At 72.8% G+C, this 18,754-nt stretch carries 16 protein-coding genes; 8 read left to right on the top strand and 8 right to left on the bottom strand.

Features of this window, described 5'->3' with window-relative positions; all coding sequences use genetic code 11:
- Positions 1-88: 88 nt before the first annotated feature.
- Positions 89-670 (top strand): TetR/AcrR family transcriptional regulator, encoded by a 582-nt coding sequence (locus DEI84_RS09550; RefSeq protein WP_110890637.1) that lies wholly within the window; start codon positions 89-91, stop codon positions 668-670.
- On the opposite strand, the gene DEI84_RS09545 is transcribed toward DEI84_RS09550, so the two are convergent.
- Positions 649-735, bottom strand: coding sequence for a DUF2087 domain-containing protein (locus tag DEI84_RS09545; RefSeq protein ID WP_110890636.1), 87 nt, complete (start codon positions 733-735; stop codon positions 649-651). The genes DEI84_RS09550 and DEI84_RS09545 overlap by 22 nt on opposite strands.
- A 46-nt stretch (positions 736-781) precedes the next feature.
- Here DEI84_RS09545 and DEI84_RS09540 point away from each other — a divergent pair, with 46 nt between their 5' ends.
- Positions 782-1,912, top strand: coding sequence for an FAD-dependent oxidoreductase (locus DEI84_RS09540; RefSeq protein ID WP_110890635.1), 1,131 nt, complete (start codon positions 782-784; stop codon positions 1,910-1,912).
- A 27-nt stretch (positions 1,913-1,939) separates the two neighbouring features.
- Here the strand turns inward: DEI84_RS09540 and DEI84_RS09535 are convergent, their stop codons facing one another.
- Both DEI84_RS09535 and DEI84_RS09530 read right to left on the bottom strand, forming a co-directional pair.
- The gene (locus DEI84_RS09535; protein ID WP_110890634.1) at positions 1,940-2,782 is read right to left on the bottom strand and encodes a formate/nitrite transporter family protein; all 843 of its coding nucleotides are present in this window, start codon (positions 2,780-2,782) and stop codon (positions 1,940-1,942) included.
- A gap of 81 nt (positions 2,783-2,863) precedes the next feature.
- Positions 2,864-3,154, bottom strand: a complete 291-nt coding sequence (locus DEI84_RS09530; RefSeq protein WP_110890633.1) for a hypothetical protein — start codon at positions 3,152-3,154, stop codon at positions 2,864-2,866.
- Between the two features lie 48 nt (positions 3,155-3,202).
- On the opposite strand from DEI84_RS09530, the gene DEI84_RS09525 reads away from it, so the two are divergent.
- The gene (locus tag DEI84_RS09525; RefSeq protein ID WP_110890632.1) at positions 3,203-4,312 is read left to right on the top strand and encodes a glycerate kinase; all 1,110 of its coding nucleotides are present in this window, start codon (positions 3,203-3,205) and stop codon (positions 4,310-4,312) included.
- 213 nt (positions 4,313-4,525) lie between these two features.
- Here the strand turns inward: DEI84_RS09525 and DEI84_RS09520 are convergent, their stop codons facing one another.
- A complete protein-coding gene (locus DEI84_RS09520; RefSeq protein WP_110890631.1) occupies positions 4,526-10,447 on the bottom strand; it encodes a GH92 family glycosyl hydrolase in 5,922 nt (1,973 codons plus the stop codon).
- A 167-nt stretch (positions 10,448-10,614) separates the two neighbouring features.
- Between DEI84_RS09520 and DEI84_RS09515 the strand changes: the two genes are divergently transcribed.
- The 3 genes from DEI84_RS09515 (at position 10,615) to DEI84_RS09505 (ending at position 13,952) form a co-directional block, all read left to right on the top strand.
- Entirely contained in the window at positions 10,615-11,613 is a 999-nt protein-coding gene (locus DEI84_RS09515) for a LacI family DNA-binding transcriptional regulator (RefSeq protein ID WP_220032727.1), read from the top strand.
- Positions 11,614-11,725: 112 nt separating this feature from the next.
- Positions 11,726-12,772, top strand: coding sequence for an NAD(P)-dependent alcohol dehydrogenase (locus tag DEI84_RS09510; RefSeq protein ID WP_110890630.1), 1,047 nt, complete (start codon positions 11,726-11,728; stop codon positions 12,770-12,772).
- 217 nt (positions 12,773-12,989) lie between these two features.
- Positions 12,990-13,952, top strand: a complete 963-nt coding sequence (locus tag DEI84_RS09505; RefSeq protein WP_110823179.1) for a helix-turn-helix transcriptional regulator — start codon at positions 12,990-12,992, stop codon at positions 13,950-13,952.
- A 34-nt stretch (positions 13,953-13,986) separates the two neighbouring features.
- Here DEI84_RS09505 and DEI84_RS09500 read toward each other — a convergent pair whose 3' ends face one another.
- From DEI84_RS09500 to DEI84_RS09485, 4 genes are all read right to left on the bottom strand, one after another.
- A complete protein-coding gene (locus DEI84_RS09500) occupies positions 13,987-15,396 on the bottom strand; it encodes a hypothetical protein (RefSeq protein WP_110890629.1) in 1,410 nt (469 codons plus the stop codon).
- The gene (locus DEI84_RS09495; RefSeq protein WP_110890628.1) at positions 15,386-16,171 is read right to left on the bottom strand and encodes a TIGR03943 family putative permease subunit; all 786 of its coding nucleotides are present in this window, start codon (positions 16,169-16,171) and stop codon (positions 15,386-15,388) included. The genes DEI84_RS09500 and DEI84_RS09495 overlap by 11 nt, the downstream gene beginning before the upstream one ends.
- On the bottom strand, positions 16,158-17,177 hold the full coding sequence (locus DEI84_RS09490) for a permease (RefSeq protein ID WP_181420405.1): 1,020 nt from the start codon (positions 17,175-17,177) through the stop codon (positions 16,158-16,160). Before DEI84_RS09490 ends, DEI84_RS09495 begins: the two co-directional genes overlap by 14 nt.
- 119 nt (positions 17,178-17,296) lie before the next feature.
- Entirely contained in the window at positions 17,297-17,878 is a 582-nt protein-coding gene (locus DEI84_RS09485; RefSeq protein ID WP_110890627.1) for a TetR/AcrR family transcriptional regulator, read from the bottom strand.
- An 89-nt stretch (positions 17,879-17,967) separates the two neighbouring features.
- Between DEI84_RS09485 and DEI84_RS09480 the strand changes: the two genes are divergently transcribed.
- Both DEI84_RS09480 and DEI84_RS09475 read left to right on the top strand, forming a co-directional pair.
- Positions 17,968-18,282 carry a multidrug efflux SMR transporter gene (locus DEI84_RS09480; protein ID WP_110823171.1) on the top strand — a complete coding sequence of 105 codons (315 nt, stop codon included), beginning with the start codon at positions 17,968-17,970 and terminating at the stop codon, positions 18,280-18,282.
- Positions 18,282-18,668, top strand: a complete 387-nt coding sequence (locus DEI84_RS09475) for a multidrug efflux SMR transporter (RefSeq protein WP_110890626.1) — start codon at positions 18,282-18,284, stop codon at positions 18,666-18,668. The genes DEI84_RS09480 and DEI84_RS09475 overlap by 1 nt, the downstream gene beginning before the upstream one ends.
- The last annotated feature ends 86 nt before the right edge of the window (positions 18,669-18,754 follow it).

The raw sequence follows: 18,754 nt of genomic DNA, 5'->3' as shown, positions 1-18,754 counted from the left end.
TGTCTAACGACGTTATGCCTCGACGCTAACAGTCGATGGGGCCGTTGTCTACCGTTGTTATGTAACCGCGTTTTGCTACTCTGGACCTATGTCTCCACGACCTGCTCCTGACCTTGATCTCCGGCGCGACCAGATCCTCCGGGCGGCTCGCAGGGTCGCGGAAGCCGAGGGGTGGGAAGCCGTCACCATGCGTCGGCTCGCGTCCGAGATCGGGGTGACCCAGCCGGTGATCTACTCCGCGTTCGCCGGCGGCCGCCAGGCGCTCATCGACGCCGTCGCGCTCGCCGGGTTCGAAGCGATCGCGACCGCATTGGAGGCCGTGCCTGCGGAGCCACTGGCGCGGATGCAGGCCTACCTCGACTTCGCCGCCGATCAACCGCGCGTCTACGAGGCGATGTTCTCGATGCCGTCGGGCCTCGAGTTCGGTTCCGGACGCGGCCCGGACGCGCTCAAGCGCGCCTTCGCCGGGGTTCGCGCGGCGTTCCCCGGCCCGGACGACACCGAAGCCGAGGTGGCCTGGGCGACGGTCCACGGTCTGGCGACCCTGGAGAACAGCAAGCGGTTACCCGCAGCGCGGTCGCGTGCGCGACTCGACCACGCCCATCGAGCGCTGAGCGGAGGCTCGGGAGCAGGACGAGCGAGTGGCGGTCACACCCCCACGAGTTCGTAGGAAGACCCGTCCGCTGATCGGCTGAGGAAGCCGGGATCGACGGCGTCGCGTCGGACGAGCGCCACGTCGGGCGGACCACCTCCGCCCTGACGGACGCCCTACTGTGAAGGCATGCCCCATGCCCCGGCCGGACGACAATCCACTCCGTGGACGTCGCGGCTCGACCACGTCGTCATCGGTGGAGGTGTCGTCGGTGCGGCCGCGGCCCGGTCCCTGGCTGCTCGCGGGGAGCAGGTCCTGCTCGTCGAACAACACGACCGCGGGCACGAGCACGGCTCCTCACACGGAGCGACGCGGATCTTCCGGATGGGCTACACCGAGCCGGACTACGTCACCCTCACGCAGCGCGCCTGGGACGCCTGGGCAGCACTCGAGGCCGCGTCCGGTCGGACCCTGCTCGACCGCACCGGGGCCGTCGACCACGGTCGGCCCGAGGTCATCGACGCGATCGCGCACGCACTCGAGCGTGCCGGCGTGCCGTTCGAGCGGCTCGACCTCGACGAGGCCGGGGCCCGCTGGCCGGGACTGGCGTTCGAGGGTCATGTGCTCGCGCACGGCACCGCCGGCCGGATCCGGTCGGCCGAGACGATCGAGGCGCTGCTCGACCTGGCCGCGTCCGACGGAGCGGCCCTTCGCTTCGGGGTCCGGGTGACGGGGCTCGACGACCACGGCGACACCGTGACCGTCCACCTCGACGACGGCACCGCGGTGACGACGCCGAGCGTCGTGGCGGCCGTCGGCTCCTGGGCGCCCACGCTGGTCGGCGAGCTGTTCGCCGGACGCGGGGCGAGCCTCCCGGCCATCCGGGTCACGCAGGAGCAGCCGGCGCACTTCCCCACCCACCTGCCGGACGCCGCGTGGCCGTCGTTCGTGCACTACCCGCTCGACGGCGGGGACGTGTACGGCCTGCTGACGCCGGGCGAGGGCGTGAAGGTCGGGTTCCACGGCATCGGCCCGGTCGTCGACCCCGACGCTCGCGACCGGACACCGGTCGCCGCCGAGGTCGAGCGGCTGCAGGCGTACGTGGCCCGGTTCGTGCCGGGCGTCGATGCCACGGCTCCCGCGCTGATCAGCTGCTTGTACGACAACTCCCCGAGCGACGACTTCGTGATGGACCGCCGCGGACCGCTGACCGTCGCGACCGGGTTCTCCGGACACGGGTTCAAGTTCGCGCCGGTGCTCGGGGAGATGCTCGCGGACCTGGCGACCGGCGGGGTGCCGCACCCGCGGTTCGCGCTCTGAACCGTCTGGCCTGAGTACCGCCGCGCGTCAGCCCTGCTCGTGGTCGGCGCGCTCCGGGTCGTCTTGGGAGTCGTGGCGCCGGTCCTGCATGAGCTCCTTCGTGCGGAGCAGCCGCAGTGCCGTCACGAGCACCAGCCCACCGAGGACGTTGAACAGCAGCGTGTAGCCGAACCACCCGAGCCACTGCCCGTACGTGATGTCCTCGCCGGACTGGATCGCGCCGAACACGAGCAGCGAGTCCAGGATCGAGTGGAAGAGCTGCAGGCCGGCGAGCAGGAAGCCGCCCGCGACGGCGGCCACGAGCTTCGCCGGGTCCGAGTCGGTGCCCTGCTGCATGCGGGTCATCAGCGTGATGGTGCTGCCACCGAGGACGGCGAGCACGATGCTCTGCAGCCCGAACGGCGCGTCGATGAAGTGCCGGGCCGACTCCGCCAGGGTGACGTGCCACTGCGGGAACGCGTGCACGACGAGCCACATGAAGAGCCAGCCGCCCGCCAGGTTCGCCAGGAGCGTGCCGCCCCAGAGCTTCACGAGCTGCAGCACGGTCCCCTCGCGGGCGACCACGGCCGCGACCGGCATGAGGAAGTTCTCGGTGAAGAGCTCGCTGTGCGCCAGGTGCAGGGCGATGAAGCCGATGCCGAACGCGAGTCCGGCGAGCAGGTGACTGTCGGTCTCGGTGAGGACCGCCAGGTACGCCATCACGCCGAGGCCGACCTCGAGGCCGCCGAAGAATCCGGTGATCAGGACCGCACGGGTCGTCCGCTGGAGCCGCTCGGCGCCCTCCTCGATGGTCGCGTCGAAGGACTCGGCGAGCTCGTCCTCCACGGGTGCGTCGGTGGAGCCGAGTTCGCGTCGGCGGTCGTCGGTCATGGCGGCAACGGTAGGCGGAGGGTGATGTGCGCGGTGCCGAGGGTTGTGCGGCTGCCCCACCGGCTGCGGACAGCGTGGGGCCTACTGTCCCGTTCCCGGTCGGGTGGGCACAGCGGGCCCGAACTGAACGTGCCGCACCACGACGAGCGCGACGGTCGCCCCCGCGGCCGGGATCGCGAGGGTCAGGAACGCACAGCAGGTGATCAGGAGCACGCGTTCGTCACGCCCCGGATCGGCACCGAGCGGACCGGGGAGACGCGAGAACAGCACGATCACCGTGATCGTCACCGCGATCGCGACACCCCAGAGGACCCCTGCGAGCCAGGCGAGCCCGACGACGGCGCGCGAGCGGCGAGGGCGTGCGGCGGTCATCCCCTCATCCAACCCGGCGAGCGGGTTGCGCGCCGGTAGCGTGACCCCATGCGCGTCGTCATCGCACCGGACTCCTTCAAGGGCACCGCGTCCGCGGCCGACATCGCCGCGGCCGTCGCGGAGGGCTGGCGGACCGAACGGCCCGACGACGAGCTCGTCGTCCTCCCGATGGCCGACGGCGGGGAGGGCACGCTCGACGCGTTCGCCGCCGCCGTCCCCGGCAGTGAGCGCGTGCCGGTGCGGGTGACCGGACCAGACGGTCGCCTCGTCGACGCGGCCTGGCTCCAGCTGCCGGACGGCCGCGCGGTCGTCGAACTCGCGGCGACGAGCGGGGTCGGTCTGCTCGACGAGCCGGAGCCCGACTCCGCGCACACGACCGGCTTCGGGCAGGCGGTGGCGGCCGCGCTCGACGCCGGGGCGACCGGCCTCCTGCTCGGCATCGGCGGCAGCGCCTCGACGGACGGCGGGATCGGGGCGCTCCGGGCGCTCGGACTCGGGATCGCGCTGGACGACAGCGCCGACGCCGACGCCACGAGCGCCACCGGCGGCACCCTGCTCGACCACGTGGCCGCGGTCGACCGCACGTCGCTGCGACCGCTCCCCCCGCGCGGCGTCACCGTCCTCAGCGACGTCACGTCACCGCTGCTCGGGCCCGAGGGAGCGGCAGCGGTTTTCGGCCCGCAGAAGGGCGTGACCCCCGACCGCGTCGCCGTGCACGAGACACGTCTCGCCCGCTGGGCAGCGCACTTCCCCGAGGTCGACCCGGCGACACCGGGCGCCGGGGCCGCCGGCGGGACGGGCTTCGGCCTCCTCGCGTGGGGCGCACGTGTCGGGAGCGGCGCGGGAGCGGTCGCGGAGGCGCTCGGCCTCGCGGACGCCGTGGCCGCCGCCGACCTCGTGGTGACCGGCGAGGGGCGTTTCGACGGACAGACCGCGGCCGGCAAGACCCCGACGGTGGTCACGGCGATCGCGGCCGCTGCCGGGACGCCGGTCACGCTCGTCGCAGGTGACGTCGCTGCCCGCCTGGACGGGTTCTCGATCGCGGCCTCGCTCACGGTCATCGCCACGCAGACCACGGGCGAGCCCGACGATGCACTCCGCGACCCGCTGCGCTTCGCGCGCATCGCCGGCGAGCGGATGGCGCGCGCCCAGGGCTGACCTCGGCGGTCGGACGCGCCCGCGCCCGGCGCACGCCCGCGCTCGCCCGCGCCCGCGCTCACGTCCGGGCGAGCGAGCAGCCGCAGGACGAGCGGAGGGACCACGGGTCAGGAGCTGGCCCCGAGCGCGACAGCGAGCGATGGCCACGACGCGTACACACGGACGGGAGGCCCGGTACCAGCTGGCACCGGGCCTCCCGTCCGTGTCCCGCCGCTACCCGAGCCGACTCCGACGACGCCGCACGACCGCGACGGTCGCGGTGATCCCGGCGCCGAGCAGCACGAGCGCTCCGGCGACGAGGCCCCAGCGGGCCGGGTCGACGTCGGACCCGGTGGAGGCCAGGCCGCCCCAGCGCCCGGGCTCGGCCGGTGCGCGTCCGGCGTCCGCTGCGGGCCGGGCGAGCACCCGGAACGCGGCGCTCACCGTGACGGCCGACGTCGCACCGCGCGCCTGCACCTCGTGGGCACCGGGCCGTGCTGCCGACGGGACCGTGAAGGTGCCGCTGAGCACGCCGTCGGCGTTCGCGGTCACCGTGCCGAGCACGAGGGGCTTGCTGTGCAGGGTGAGGGTGACGCGCTCGTTCGGTGCGAAGCCGCTGCCGGAGTAGCCGACGACGGTGCCCTCGGTGCCGGCCTCGGCGAGGAGCCGGAACTCCGGCGCCCACGAACCGTGGCCGCCGCCGTGCCCCGGACCGCCGTTGCCGCCCCCGTTCCCGGAGCCGCCGCCGTTCCCGCCGCCGTTGCCCCCGCCGTTGCCCCCGCCGTTGCCGGGGACGACCACCTGGAAGGCCACGGTCGCCAGGGTCGCCGACCGGTCACCGATCGCCGAGACGCTGTGGCTGCCCGGACGACCCGGAGCCGTGACGTCGAAGGCGACCGACCCGTCGGCTGCGACGACCGCGGTGGTGCCGGTGACCTCTCCGTCGACGGTCACCGTGACGGTCTCACCGGCGGCGAAGCCGGCACCCGTGACGTGCACGGTGGCCCGCGGACGGACCCCCGACCCGGCCGAGGTGGTGAGCGTCGGCGTCCACACCGGAGCCGCCGCGATCTCGACCGGGGTCCGCACGCTCGTGCTGCCGGTGCCGTCGTCGACCGTGACCACGGCCTCCCGGCTGCCCGCCGTCGCGTAGGTGTGACCACCGGTGACGGTCGCGGTGCCGTCGGTGACCGTGACGATCGCCTCCTCGAGCGGGGACCCGTCGCCCCAGTTCACGGTGACGGTCGTGGTGCCGGTCCCGATCGTGCCGCCGGTGGCGGTCGCGAGCGTGCCCGAGACCTCCTCGCCGGCGGTGCCGCTCAGGCGTTCGCCGGCCGTGGCCGTGAGCGCCGTCGTCGGCACCCGGGTGCCGTTCGTCGCGATCGCGAAGACGTGGATCCGTCCTGCGCTCGACGGCGAGCCGGTCTGGGTCGGCAGGGTGATCGACACGGCCTGCTTGCCGGCGGGCACGGTGGTGACGGGGGTCGCGAAGACCCCTGCCGCGATCCGGTCGCTGCCGTTCACCCCGACGGTGCGGTGGTCGCTCGACGCGACGACCGTGTTCCCGAACCGCAGCGTCGCGAGCGAGGCCGCCCAGTCGCCGAACTCGATCGGCAGGTCGGCGGTGGTCCCGTCCGAGTACCGGATCGTGCCGACGGTCTGCTGCGCCCGCTCGTTGGCGGTGCCGATGACGGCGAGCTCGGTGATGTCCGTGCCCGTCGGGACCGGGATGGTCTGGCCGTTCCCGGTCGCGTTGTCCGGCTCGCCGGGCTCCACGGCGGGCAGGTCGAACGTCAGGTCGGTCCCCGGCACGGTGTTCGTCGTGCCCTGGACGAACCCGTCGGCGGCGAGCGCCGAGCGGGAGAACCCGCGGCCGCCGAAGTCGCAGTTCGCGGCCTGTCCCGGGTCACCGAGGCAGACGTTGTCGAACGCGCCCTGGAGGCTCGGTGCGGTGCGCGAGACCGTCACCGGGACGTCGGTGCTCGCCATCTCCGTGCCGGAACGGACGACGACGTGCACGGTGTGCTCGCCGACCGTCGTGAAGGTGTGCTCGCCGGGCACCTCCCAGGCACCGAGCGCCGACTTCGTCGGCGTCACCTGCTGGGGGTCCGACCCGTCCTGCCAGTCGACCGTCACCGTGTAGTCGGACGCCTCGGTGCCCGGTCCGGTGATCGCGGCGAGGTCACCCGTGAACGACTGCCCGACCTCCGCGGTGAGCCCGGGCGTCGGTTCGACGGCGAACGCACTGGTGGTCTTGCTGCTGTCGGCGAGGAGTTCGAACTCCCCGATCGACGGCGCCTTCCCCGTGCTCGTCCCGGTGACCGACAGGCGGTACCAGGTCAGCGCGGCAGGGTTCTCGATCGTGGTCGGACGAGTCTGGAGCGGCGCGTCGAAGGTGCTCTTCGCGACGGTCGACAGCGGCACCCACGTGCTGCCGTCGCTGGAGCCCTCGAGCTTCCACGAGGTGGGCTGGCCGCCGCTCGCCGCGGTGGTGAGCGTGTACTGGTCGACGGTCACCGGGCCCTGCGACGACTTCCACGTGATCGCCGGGGTGGCGCTCGAGAAGGTCGTCGCGGTGAGGGACTCGTCGTCGGTCAGTGCGCCGACGGCGGTGTCGTCGTCGCTCGTCGTGACCCCGAAGCCGGAGGTCGTGGCGTCGACGAGCGGCTTCGGCGCGACGGCCGGGGCGTCGAGCCCCTCGGCACCCTGGGTCTTGCCGGCACCCCAGTTCGACGCGGTCGACCCCATGCGGAAGTCGAGCGTGCCGCCCTTCGCGATGTCGGACTGCGCGATGACCGCACGGTCCAGGGGCTTCCCGTCGAACGAGGCCGACTGCACGTAGACGTTCTGCGCGCTGTTGCCCGCCGCGTTCACGCGCAGGTCGCCTCCGGGCAGGTGCACGGTCGCCTGCGAGAAGAGCGGCGAACCGATCGTGTACTGACCGGAGCCCTGGGCGAGCGGGTAGAGGCCGAGCGCCGAGAACACGAACCACGACGACATCTCGCCGTTGTCCTCGTCACCGGTGTAGCCCTGCCCGATGTCGCTGCCGACGAACAGGCGTCGCATGCTCTCGCGGACGACCTGCTGCGTGAGCGAGGGGTCGCCGGCAGCTGCCGCGATGTAGGGGATGTGGTGCGAGACCTGGTTGCTCATGCCGAGCTGGCCCATACGGACCGACCGCGCTTCGAGCATCTCGTGGATCTGCCCGCCGTAGGAGCCGACGTTCTCGGCCGTCTCCGGGGTGGCGTAGAACTCCTTGAGCTTCGCGATGAGCTGCTCGTCGCCGCCGTACAGGCCGGCGAGGCCCTGCACGTCGAACGGGGCGTGGAAGGCGAAGTTCCAGCCGTCCGTCTCGGTGAAGGCGCCGCCCCACTCGGCCGGGTCGAACTCGTCCGCCGGGACCTCGAACGACCCGTCGGCATTCCGGCCCTGGAAGAACCCGGCGTCCGCGTCGAACAGGTTGACGTAGTCCTCCGCCCGGTCGTGCAGGTACGCCGCGGCGGTCTCCAACTCCTCGACGCGGTCGGCGGGCGTGGCCGGGTCCTTCGCCAACGCCTCGGCCATCTCCGCGAGACCGTGGTCGTTGATGGTGCCCTCGAGCCCCCACGAGACGCTCTCGTGGAGCGAGTCCGGCACGTAGCCGAGGAAGGCGGACTGGTCGAGCGCCTTGCGTCCGGCGCCGGAGACGTCGGTCGAGACGGTCGTGGCGTTCTTGTACCCGGCGTCGAAGGCCTCGAGCGCGGTCTTCGTGTCCACCGCACCGTCGAGGTACGCGGTCGCGAAGGCGACGTCGGAGCTCGTGCCGGTCATCAGGTCGGCGTAGCCCGGCGAGGACCAGCGCGGCGTCCATCCGCCGTCGCGGTACTGCTGGACGAACCCGTCGACGAGCTCCTGCGCGACGTCCGGGTAGAGCATCGAGTAGAGCGGCCAGACCGTGCGGTAGGTGTCCCAGAAGCCGTTGTTGACGTAGACCTTGCCGGCCTTCACGACGGCGTTCGTCGTGGTGGCGGTCGCCGCACCCTTCGGGGCGACGTTCGGGCTGGCGTGCTCCCAGACGGGTGCCCCGGCGGTGCCGGTGTTCTCGTGCTGCGAGTTCGGGTAGAGGTTCATCCGGTAGAGCGAGCCGTAGAGCGCCTGGAGCTGCGTGTCGCTCGCGGCGGACTGCGGCACGGTGACGACACCGAGCCGCTCGTTCCACTGGGCGGCGGCGGCCTGCTGGACCTGCTCGAACGACTTGCCGGAGAGCTCGAGGTCGGCGTTGTGCCGCGCCTGGTCGAGGGAGATGAACGAGGTGGCGAGGCGGAGCTCGACGACGTGGTCGCCGGTCAGCCCGGAGAACGAGGCGTAGCGGGCGCTGCTGCGGTCGCCCGCGGCGGTGCCGGTGCCGGACGGGTCCGTGTCGAACCGACCGGCGAAGAACATCCGCGTGGCTCCGACGGACAGGCCGGAGCCGCCCTCGGTCCACCCGGTCACGGTGCCGTCGTCGCCCATCGTGATCGAGGTGCGCTCGTCGGAGCCGACGTTGTCGAGGACGACGCTGCCGCTGCTCGCCGGGAAGGCGAACCGGAGCACGGCGCCGTGGTCGCTCGGGGTGACCTCGGCCACCGTCCCGGACGTGGTCTTCACGGAGTACAGGTCCGGTCGGGCGACCTCGTCGGCGTGGTCGAACGTGAGTCCACGGGAATCGAGGGAGGCGTTCGGCGTCGCGCCCGAGGTCGACGGCATGATCGCGAGCTGGTTGCGGTCACCCATCCACGGGCTCGGCTCGTGGGAGATGCCGATGCCCTGGAGGCGCGGCAGGTTGTCGGCGTCGTTGTCGGACTGCCACGAGTACTCCCACGACTGGCTCGACGCGTCCGTCATCGGCGTCCAGAAGTTGAAGCCGTTCGGGACGGCCGCGGCGGGGATGTTGTTGCCCCGCGAGAAGCCGCCGGAGGAGTTCGTGCCGCGGCGGGTGTCGACGTAGTCCGTCAGGCTCGAGCCGTCGATGCGCTCGGCCGCCGGGTCGATGCGGATGTCGTCCACCCAGCCCTGGAACTTCGTCGACGCGCTGGTGCCCGCGGCGTCGTCGTCGTACGTGAACAGCACCTTGTCGACGGTCTTGCCGGCGAGTGCGCCGAGCGGGATCCGGATGGAGTTCCACTGGTCGACGAAGAAGACCTTGCCGGCACCGAGGGCCTCCGCCGACACGCGGTTGCCGTTCTCGTCGGTGACCTGCGGGTCCGCGGAGACGAGCGAGCCGTCGCTGAGCTGCAGGTCGACCGCGGCGTAGGTCGCCGGGTAGGTGGTGTCCCCGTTCAGCTCGGGGAAGAGCTTGTAGCTCAGCTCGCTGTCCGCGGTGATCGGCATCGCGACGTCGTCGTAGAGGACGTTCGTCGCGCTCGCCGGACCGGCGGCGACGTGTGCGCCGGCGTAGCGGAGCGCCTTGGTCCCGCTGAAGCCGACGGTCGAGCGGATGTTGAGTCCAGACACCGGACCGTTACCGACCCGGGTGACCATCGGGCTGGGCGGGGGCGGGGTCGTCGATCCGTCGGAGATGCTCCAGTCGGCGAGCTGGGTGATCCCGTCGCCGCTGTTCTTCGTGATGCGGAGGCGGTACCGGTCGTACGAGCCGGGCGTCGCCGCGGTGTACGTGTTCGTCTTCCCACGGCCGCTGAAGGTCTGCGCGGTCTGCGTGTCCACCGTGGTCCACGTGGTGCCGTCCGTCGAGCCCTCGAGCGTCCACGCCGACGGGTCACGGCCGGGGGCGTCGTTGGCGCTCGTGAGCGAGTACGCCCGCAGCGTCTCGGGCTGGTCGAGCCGGTAGGTGACGACGCCGGTGTTCCGGAAGGCGAGCCACTTCGAGCCCGCGTTCCCGTCGGCCAGGCCGGCGGCGACCTCGTTCGGCGGGTTCTCGGCGTCGGCGGTGACGCCCGTGACGTGACCGAGGAGGCTCCCGGGCGGCAGCGTCGACCCGGTGACGGTCGTCGACGGCGTCAGCGGGGTGTTCGCGAGGGGCGCCGTGTCCCCCTCCTCGAAGGAGGTGGTGAAGGGTCCGGACGCGGCCTGCGCCGGCACGGCCCCGAGGAGCGCACCCGATGCGGCGAGCGCCGCCCCGAGCACGACGGCCGTGGCACGGGTCCCGAACCCGCCGCGCCGACCGCTGATCTGGTGCATGGTCCGGCTGCGCCGGGAACCGAATGACGACATCGTCACCTTCCGAGATTGGGGAGGAGTGACGCCGCGTCGACCATGACAGCGTTGTCACACCCGACGTTTCTAACGGTTCCGTGTGAGTCGTGTCAAGGAACGCCCAGCAAACCGGACAACCGTACGATGACGGGGTGAGCACCGAGCGACCCACGCTGCGCGCCGTCGCCGAGCGCTCCGGCGTCAGCATGAAGACGGTCTCACGCGTGGTGAACGGCGAGCGGTACGTCGCCGCCGACACCGCGGCACGGGTCCTGACCGTCGCCGCCGAGCTCGGGTTCCGCCCGAACACGCTCGCGCGCGAGTTCCGCGCCGGTGGACGGTCCGCCACGATCGGGCTCGTCACCGGCGACGTCGCGAACCCCTTCTACTCACGCATCGCGCGGGGCGCCGAGCGCGCACTCCGCGCACCGGGGCTGAGCCTGCTGTCCACCTCGAACGACGAGGACGCCGACCGGGAGCGCACCCTCGTGGCGCAGCTCGTCGAACGCCGTGTCAGCGGCCTGCTCGTCGTGTCCGCCGACGACGACCACTCCCTGATCGCCCGCGAGCGGGCCCTCGGCACGCCCGTGGTGTTCCTCGACCGCGCACCGGCGGACGTCGACGCCGACTCGGTCGTCCTCGACAACGCCGGCGGCATCCGGACCGCGGTCGAGCACCTGCTCGAACGCGGACACCGCCGCATCGGCCTGGTCGGCGACCTCAGCCGACTGTCGACCCACCGCGAGCGCGTGCACGCGTTCGGCGACGCCATGCGCGCGGCCGGCGTGCCGGACTGGCAACGGTGGGTGCGCAGTGACTCGCACGACCTCGACGAGGCCTCGCGTGCCGTGCGCGACCTGGTCGACGCCCCGGAGCCGCCGACCGCGATCGTCACCACGAACAACCGGATCACGACCGGGGCACTCCGCGCACTCGTCGACCGCACGGACCGGCCCGCCCTGGTCGGCTTCGACGACTTCGACCTCGCGGACGTCCTCGGCATCACGGTCATCGCCTCCGATCCGGACGCCATGGGCCGGGTCGGGGCCGAGGAGCTCCTGGCACGCATCGCCGGCGACGACGGGCCCCCGCGGCACCACGTCCAGCCGGTGCGGTTGGTCGTCCGGGCCTCCAGCAGCACGGCCCGCTGACCCCCCGGACCGCGAGGGGTGCTCCGTCCGTACCTGTCTCAGGTCGGGCGACGGGGGCAGGATCGACGGTGGGCCGCACCCGGCCCGTCATCCCCACCCCACGAGGAGACCCTTGCGCACCGTCAACGCGTACGCGGCACCGTCCGCGACCGAACCGCTCGTCAAGACCACCATCGAGCGCCGCGACCTCCTGCCCGGCGACGTCATGATCGACATCGACTACGCCGGCATCTGCCACTCCGACATCCACACCGTCCGCGGCGAGTGGGGCGGCATCGAGTACCCGCAGGTCGTCGGTCACGAGATCGTCGGTCACGTCTCCGAGGTCGGCTCCGACGTCACGAAGTACCGCGTCGGCGACCTCGTCGGCGTCGGCTGCATGGTGAACTCCTGCCGCGAGTGCGAGCAGTGCCTCGCCGGCCAGGAGCAGTACTGCCTGCAGGGCAACACCGGCACCTACGCCTCGGTCGACCGCGCCGACGGCACCATCACGCAGGGCGGCTACTCGCAGGCCGTCGTCGTCGACCAGGACTTCGTCCTCCGCGTCCCCGAGTCGCTCGACATCGAGCGGGTCGCGCCGCTGCTCTGCGCCGGCATCACGCTGTACTCGCCGCTGCGCCACTGGAACGCCGGCCCCGGCATGCAGGTCGCGATCGTCGGCCTCGGCGGACTCGGCCACATGGGCGTGAAGATCGCCGCCGCCCTGGGTGCCGAGGTCACCGTCCTGTCGCAGACGACCTCCAAGAAGGAGGACTCGCTGAAGTTCGGCGCGAAGGCCCACTACGCGACGAAGGACCCGGAGACGTTCGAGGAGCTGCGCGGCTCGTTCGACCTCATCATCAACACCGTCTCGGCGAAGATCGACATGGCCGCACACCTGAGCCTGCTCAAGGTCGACGGCACGATGGTCAACGTCGGGGCGCCGTCCGAGCCCCTCGAGGTCCCGGCGTTCGCGCTGCTCCCGGGCCGCCGCAGCTGGGCGGGCTCGTCCATCGGCGGCATCCGCGAGACCCAGGAGATGCTCGACTTCTGCGCCGAGCACGGCATCCTGCCGGAGACCGAGCTCATCAGCGCCGACCAGGTGAACGAGGCCTACGAGCGCGTCCTGAACTCGGACGTCCGCTACCGCTTCGTCATCGACGCCGCCACGCTCGCCTGACGACGCCTCCCCTCCCGTCCGGCGGTCGCCGGCCGGGACGCACCGGACGGGAGGCCCGCCACCTGCTGGTGACGGGCCTCCCGTCCGACTCCGACCCCGTCGCGATCCTGACCGGAACCTCCGTACCCGCCCCCGAAGGTCCACGGAACGCCGTCCACCGGGGCACACCGCGCCGGGCGACTCGCATCCGGACGCCGCTCCGGGAGAAGGTGAGAGCATGACGACCCCGGAGACCCCGGCGCCCGCCGCCGCCATCGTCGCCGTGTCGGGGACCGACACGGGTGGCGCGATCCAGGACCTCGCCGGCATGTACGCCGGGCGCGCCTGGTACTCCTCGCCGATCGACCGTGACTACTGGTACAAGTACGTCGGCGTCGGTGACGACCGGATGAGCATCCGTCGCTCCCAGATGCACGGCCACCTCCGCGGCGACGTCGCCGTCGAGGGCGAGGTCGTCGTGCAGTGGATCGACGCCGGTCGTGCCCGCGTGGACGTCGGCCGGGACGAGGTCCGCATGCAGCCGGGCGTCCCGACCCTCTTCCCGGTCGAGCAGCGCTTCGAGATGGAGTACGAGGACTGGGACCAGCGCCTCGTCCACCTGCGCCGGGACCTCGTGCTCGACGTGGCCGCCGAGCAGTTCCTGGTCGACGGCACCCTCGCGTTCGACCGCCGGACGCCACCGACGGCCGCGGCCATCGAGGTCTGGCGCGGCTCCGTCGCCGCCGCCGTCCGCTCGCTCCGGGTCGACGGCCCCTCGTCGCTCGCGTGGCACGAGGCGCAGCGCGACGTCGCTCGGTCCCTGTTCGGGCTGTACCGGTTCCAGGGCGAGACGCAGCCGGACGGGTACGGCGAGCGCCGCAACGCCCGACTCCGCGCCGCGGTGGAGTTCCTGCACGAGCACGCCGGCGAGCCCCTCAGCGTGTCGGACATCGCCCGCGCCGCCGACCTGAGCGTCCGGGCACTGCAGGAGTCGTTCCAGCGGACGCTCGACCGCACCCCGATGAACTACCTGCGTGAGGTCCGCCTGCGGCACGTCCGGGCGGACCTGCTGGCAGCGGAGCCGGGGTCGGCCTCGGTCGCGGAGATCGCCTCGCGGTGGGGGTTCAGCCACATGGGGCGGTTCTCCGGCGAGTACCTGAACCGGTTCGGCGAGTACCCGCGGCAGACGCTGCGGCACTGACCGGTCGACCGGTGCCGGTGCCGGTGCCGGTGCCTCAGCCGACCTCGTCGCCCGTCGGCAGCGCGCTGCACCAGTCGATCGCGGTCCCGGCCAGCGAGGCCTCGAGCGCGCCCGAGGTGGCATCGACCACGCTGACGAGCGCACCGTCGGACGACTGCGTCGCCACGGCGACGAACTGCCCGTTCGGCGACGGGCAGACCGCGGTGATGCTCGCGTCGTCGGGCACGGTCACCGCGAGCCGGGAGGCCCGCGCCCCGTCCACCCGCAGGATGCGCGCGGCAAGGGTCCCGTCCTCGCGGACCGAGCCCACCACCCGCAGGTAGACGTCCTCCGCGATCGGGGCGATCCGCCCGAGGTACGCCGAGTCGGTGCTGGCCGCCGGTGCCGGCAGGTCCGTCCGCTCGCCGTCGGTCAGGTCGAGCTGGACGATCCCGTTGCCGGTCTCGACCACGGCGGTCGTGCCGGAGCCGACGAAGCCGTGCAGGTAGGTCGCCGACCCCAGCCGGACGGCGTCGTTCCGACCGCTCATGTCGACGAGCACGAGGTCGTCGGCGCCGGTCCGGACGAGGGCGCTCGCGGTCCGGGGCACGTACGCCCACTGTGCCACGGAGATCGGGGTCGCCCCGGCCGTCGGGGTGCCGTCGGCGGCGACGGGTTCGGGCTGGTGCGTGCCGGTGAGGTCGACGACGTACAGGCCGACGTCCTCGGAGCGCCCGGAGGACGTGTCGGCGTACACGAACCCGAACGAGGAGCCGTCGTCGGCCGCGTGCAGGGCCTTCGCGGAGCCGCGGGAACTCGGCATCGACAGGCGTTCGACGGGCACGGCGTCGTCCTGCACCCCGCCCGCGAGCGGCACGATGTCGATGGCGGACCCGCCGTCCCGGTCGTCCCGGAGCACGACGAGGGAGCGGGCCAGGACGGCGTACTCCGTGATGCCCTGCGCGCGGTACACGGTCCGCGAGCCCGCGGCGCCGAGGCCCCGGCGGACGATGCTGTCCGGACCGCCGTCCGTCCCCGGCACCACGGCCAGGACGTCCGTGGTCCCGGTGCGGATCGTCGTGCGCAGTTCCGACGTCGCAGCCTGTCCGGGTGCCCGCACCCCGCGGACGGTGAGCGTGTACTCGCGGTCGTAGGCGAGCGGTCCGGCGAACTCGACGGCGACGGTGTTGCCGCTCGACGTGACCGAGAACGGTGCCGCGGGGCGGACGCGCACGGCGGAGGCGGGCACCTGCTGTACGGCCTGGTTCGCGGTGAGGATGACCCGCTGCGCCGGTCGGGTGACGAGGTCGCCGGCGTCGTAGGACACCGAGCGCAGCCGGGGCCCCTGCTGCGTCCCCACCACGGCGGCGAGCGCGGCGATGACGGCGAGCACCAGGACCGTGGCGACGAAGCGGCGACGGAAGCGGTGCGCGACCGGGCGACGCGGACGGGACTCAGTACTCATACGGGTCCGAGGGCTGCTCGACCGGGCTGACCCGGGCCGCGCGGATGACGAGGCGGGCGTCCGAGGCGGTGTCCGGGTTCGCGGCGAGGGCACCCTCGACCCGGACCCACTCGCCCTCCTGCGGGGAGGCGTCGTCGGTCGTCACGCCGATGCCGACCGGCTGGGCGTCGACGGCGCAGCAGCTGACCACGAAGCGAGTGAGCGTGAAGGACCCGTCGGATCCCGGGACGACGAACCCGGTCAGGGTGAGCTTGCGGCCGACGAGCGCGGTCGTGTCGGTCGTCTGCCGGATGAGCGCCGCCCAGTCCTTCACGCCGTACTCGGACGTGTCGACGGACTCGCTGCCCAGGAGCGTCACCGGCGCACCGGTACCCGTCGCGTCGGACAGCGAGGCCGACCCGACGCTCCGCTGCTGGGCGGTCCGGGCGGAGAGGGTGGTCGGCGGCAGGACGAGCATCGCCACGACGGTGCCGATCGTGACGAGCGCCGCGACGGACCCGAGCACCACGTGCAGCAGGCGCCCGCCCTCGGCCGGCCGCGGTTCCGGGTCACCGTCGTGCGCGTGGGCGCCGTGGCGGGCGACCACGACGAGCCCCGCGATCGACGCGGGCACGGCGACGGCGGCGAGCACGAGGGTGAAGGTGGCGTAGCGGGGGTTGATGTACAGGTCGAGGTGGTCGGCGATGCCGAGCCACAGGGTGCCGACGGCCACGGCCAGCACCGACCCGAGACCGAGCAGGGTGCGGCGCAGCGCGGTGCGCTCAGACGAGGACATTCATCACCAACCCGACGGTCGCGGCGAACAGGACACAAACGACGGCGAGCAGCACCAGGAAGCGTGCCCGGAACGTCGTGCGGAGGAGGGCGATCATCTTGACGTCGATGATCGGCCCGATGATGAGGAACGCGGTGATCGACCCCGGCAGGAACGTCGACGCGAAGGACAGCGCGAAGAAGGCGTCCACGTTGGAGCACAGCGACACGGTCATCGCGAGGAGGATCATCGCCAGCACCGACAGCACCGGGTTCGCCCCCACCGCGACGAGGGTGCTCCGCGGCACCGCGACCTGGATCGCCGCCGCCAGGCCCGCACCGACGAACAGGGCCGGCATCATCGTCGCGGTCTCGCCACCGAAGTGCGACGCGCTCTCCCGCCACTTGTCGCGCACCGGTGGGGCACCGACGGCCGCGCGGCACCGGGCCTCGAACGCGGGGAGGAGCAGGTCGGCGGGTCGGCGGTGTGCGGCGACGATCCAGCCGACGAGGTTCGCGACGACGAAGCCGCCGACGATCCGGGCGGGGAGGATCCACCCGGACCACCCGAATGCCTGCGCGGTGCTGATGATGACGAGCGGGTTGAGGATGGGCGCCGCGACGAGGAACGTGACCGCCTCGGCCGGGGTGAACCCGCGGAGCATGAGGCCGCGCGCGAGCGGGACGTTGCCGCACTCACACACCGGGAAGAGCATGCCGATCAGGGAGATCACGGCTCGGCGCGGGATCGGCCGGGTCGGCAGGATCCGCTCGAGGACGCCGTGCGGGACCCACACCTCGACGACGATCGACAGGACGATGCCGAGCACGACGAACGGCAGGGACTCGACGACGAGGCTGATCGCGAGCGTCAGGAAGTCCTGCAGCACGTCCGGCAGCCCCGCGGTGCCGACCGCCGGGGAGACGATGCGGACGGCGAGGAGCGCCACGACGGCGGCGAGCACCAGACCGGGACCGGTGAGGCTGCGGGAGCGCGTCGTGACGGGGCGGGCGCGGGTGCTCGTCACCCGGACAGGATAGGCGAACCGGGCGCCGAGGACCCCGACCGGCGGGCCCGTGCCCTGCCCGACGGCGGAGACCCCTCATCCACGGCGGCCGACCCCGGCGCGGCGGTGCGGCGGTGCGGTCAGCGTGTCGTCGTGAGTCCGTCCACGTGCCGGTCGAGGACGGTGATCGCCCGGTCCCCCGCCGCGCCGGGCTCGAGCCGGGCGACGTGCATCGCGAGGCCGTCGATGAGGGCGTGCAGCCGCTGCGCCTCGTACTCGCGGTCCTCCTCGGGCACGCCGAGCATCGTGAGGACGCGCTCGCACCACTCCCGCATCTCGGCGACGACGCGGTCGAGCGTCGGCCGGAGCTCCCGGTCGGTGAGCGCGGCGTTCCCGAGCGCCAGGTAGACGTCGAGCTCGACCACCCGCTCGGCGTCGAGCGGCAGCAGTTCGACGAGCACGGCGCGGACGCGGTCGCGGGCCGGCAGGTCGTCCGGGATGGCGGCGATGCGCTCGCGCGTGCGGTCGAAGACCAACGCGATGGCGTGCTCGCGGACGCTCGCCTGGGTCGGGAACGCGTACCGGACGGTGCTCGGCGGCAGTCCGGCCTCGGCGGCGACGTTCCGGACGGACAGTGCGCCCAGGCCGTCACGGGCCAGGACCCGGTGGGCGGCCTCGGAGACGGTCCGACGGCGTTCCCCGAGGTCGATGCTGCGCGCCATCCGGCAATGTTCGCACAGTCGTACGACTTCGTGCTAGAACTGGGGGTCGTGAAGTCGCACACTCGTACGACTTCGGATCGGAGGAGCACATGGCGTGGGTCGTCCTGGTGCTGTCGGGCGTGCTCGAGGCCGTCTGGGCCACCGCGCTCGGCGCGTCGAACGGGTTCAAGCGGGTGGTGCCGACGATCGTCTTCGTCGCCGGCATGGCCCTGAGCATGGTTGGGCTCGCGTTCGCCATGAAGGAGATCCCGGTCGGCACCGCCTACGCCGTCTGGGTCGGCATCGGGGCGTCGCTGACCGTCCTCGTCGCGATCGCCCGTCGGCAGGAGGCCGCGTCCGTCGCCCGGATCGCGCTGGTCCTCGGCCTGGTCGCGTGCGTCGTCGGACTCAAGGTCGTGAGCTGATGGCCTGGGTCGTCCTGTTCGTCAGCGCCGCGTTCGAGACCGTCTGGGCCACCGCCCTCGGCGAGAGCGACGGGTTCACCCGGCTCGGCCCGACGCTCGTCTTCGCGGTCACGATCGTCCTGAGCCTGGGTGCCTTCGGGTACGTGCTCCGGCACATCCCGATCAGCACCGCCTACGCGGTGTGGACCGGCACCGGCGCGGCCCTCACCGTCCTGTGGGGCATGGCGACCGGCGCCGAACCGGTCACCGTCCTGCGCGTGGTCTTCATCGCGGGCATCGTCGGCTGCGTCGTGGGCCTCAAGCTCGTGCCCGCGCGTCCGGCCCCGCCGCGCGGCTCGGCTCGGCGGACGGCGCGGCCGGAGCGGGCGGCGGACACCACCCGCTGAGCCGCGGCAGGGCCGTGGCGCCGCCCGCGCGAGCAGACGACGGACGGGAGGCCCGGTGCCAGCTGGCACCGGGCCTCCCGGCCGTC

The organism is Curtobacterium sp. MCBD17_023 (assembly GCF_003224415.1).
In the GTDB taxonomy this organism is placed as follows: domain Bacteria; phylum Actinomycetota; class Actinomycetes; order Actinomycetales; family Microbacteriaceae; genus Curtobacterium.
Note: the sequence above shows the minus strand (reverse complement) of the source record. Positions and strands in the feature narration are given on the sequence as shown.

Coding starts and splice junctions, on each gene's coding strand:
- DEI84_RS09550 (WP_110890637.1), top strand. CDS start 89: ATGTCTCCACGACCTGCTCCTGACCTTGATCTCCGGCGCGACCAGATC.
- DEI84_RS09540 (WP_110890635.1), top strand. CDS start 782: ATGCCCCATGCCCCGGCCGGACGACAATCCACTCCGTGGACGTCGCGG.
- DEI84_RS09535 (WP_110890634.1), bottom strand. CDS start 2,782: ATGACCGACGACCGCCGACGCGAACTCGGCTCCACCGACGCACCCGTG.
- DEI84_RS09530 (WP_110890633.1), bottom strand. CDS start 3,154: ATGACCGCCGCACGCCCTCGCCGCTCGCGCGCCGTCGTCGGGCTCGCC.
- DEI84_RS09525 (WP_110890632.1), top strand. CDS start 3,203: ATGCGCGTCGTCATCGCACCGGACTCCTTCAAGGGCACCGCGTCCGCG.
- DEI84_RS09520 (WP_110890631.1), bottom strand. CDS start 10,447: ATGCACCAGATCAGCGGTCGGCGCGGCGGGTTCGGGACCCGTGCCACG.
- DEI84_RS09505 (WP_110823179.1), top strand. CDS start 12,990: ATGACGACCCCGGAGACCCCGGCGCCCGCCGCCGCCATCGTCGCCGTG.
- DEI84_RS09500 (WP_110890629.1), bottom strand. CDS start 15,396: ATGAGTACTGAGTCCCGTCCGCGTCGCCCGGTCGCGCACCGCTTCCGT.
- DEI84_RS09495 (WP_110890628.1), bottom strand. CDS start 16,171: ATGTCCTCGTCTGAGCGCACCGCGCTGCGCCGCACCCTGCTCGGTCTC.
- DEI84_RS09485 (WP_110890627.1), bottom strand. CDS start 17,878: ATGGCGCGCAGCATCGACCTCGGGGAACGCCGTCGGACCGTCTCCGAG.
- DEI84_RS09480 (WP_110823171.1), top strand. CDS start 17,968: ATGGCGTGGGTCGTCCTGGTGCTGTCGGGCGTGCTCGAGGCCGTCTGG.
- DEI84_RS09475 (WP_110890626.1), top strand. CDS start 18,282: ATGGCCTGGGTCGTCCTGTTCGTCAGCGCCGCGTTCGAGACCGTCTGG.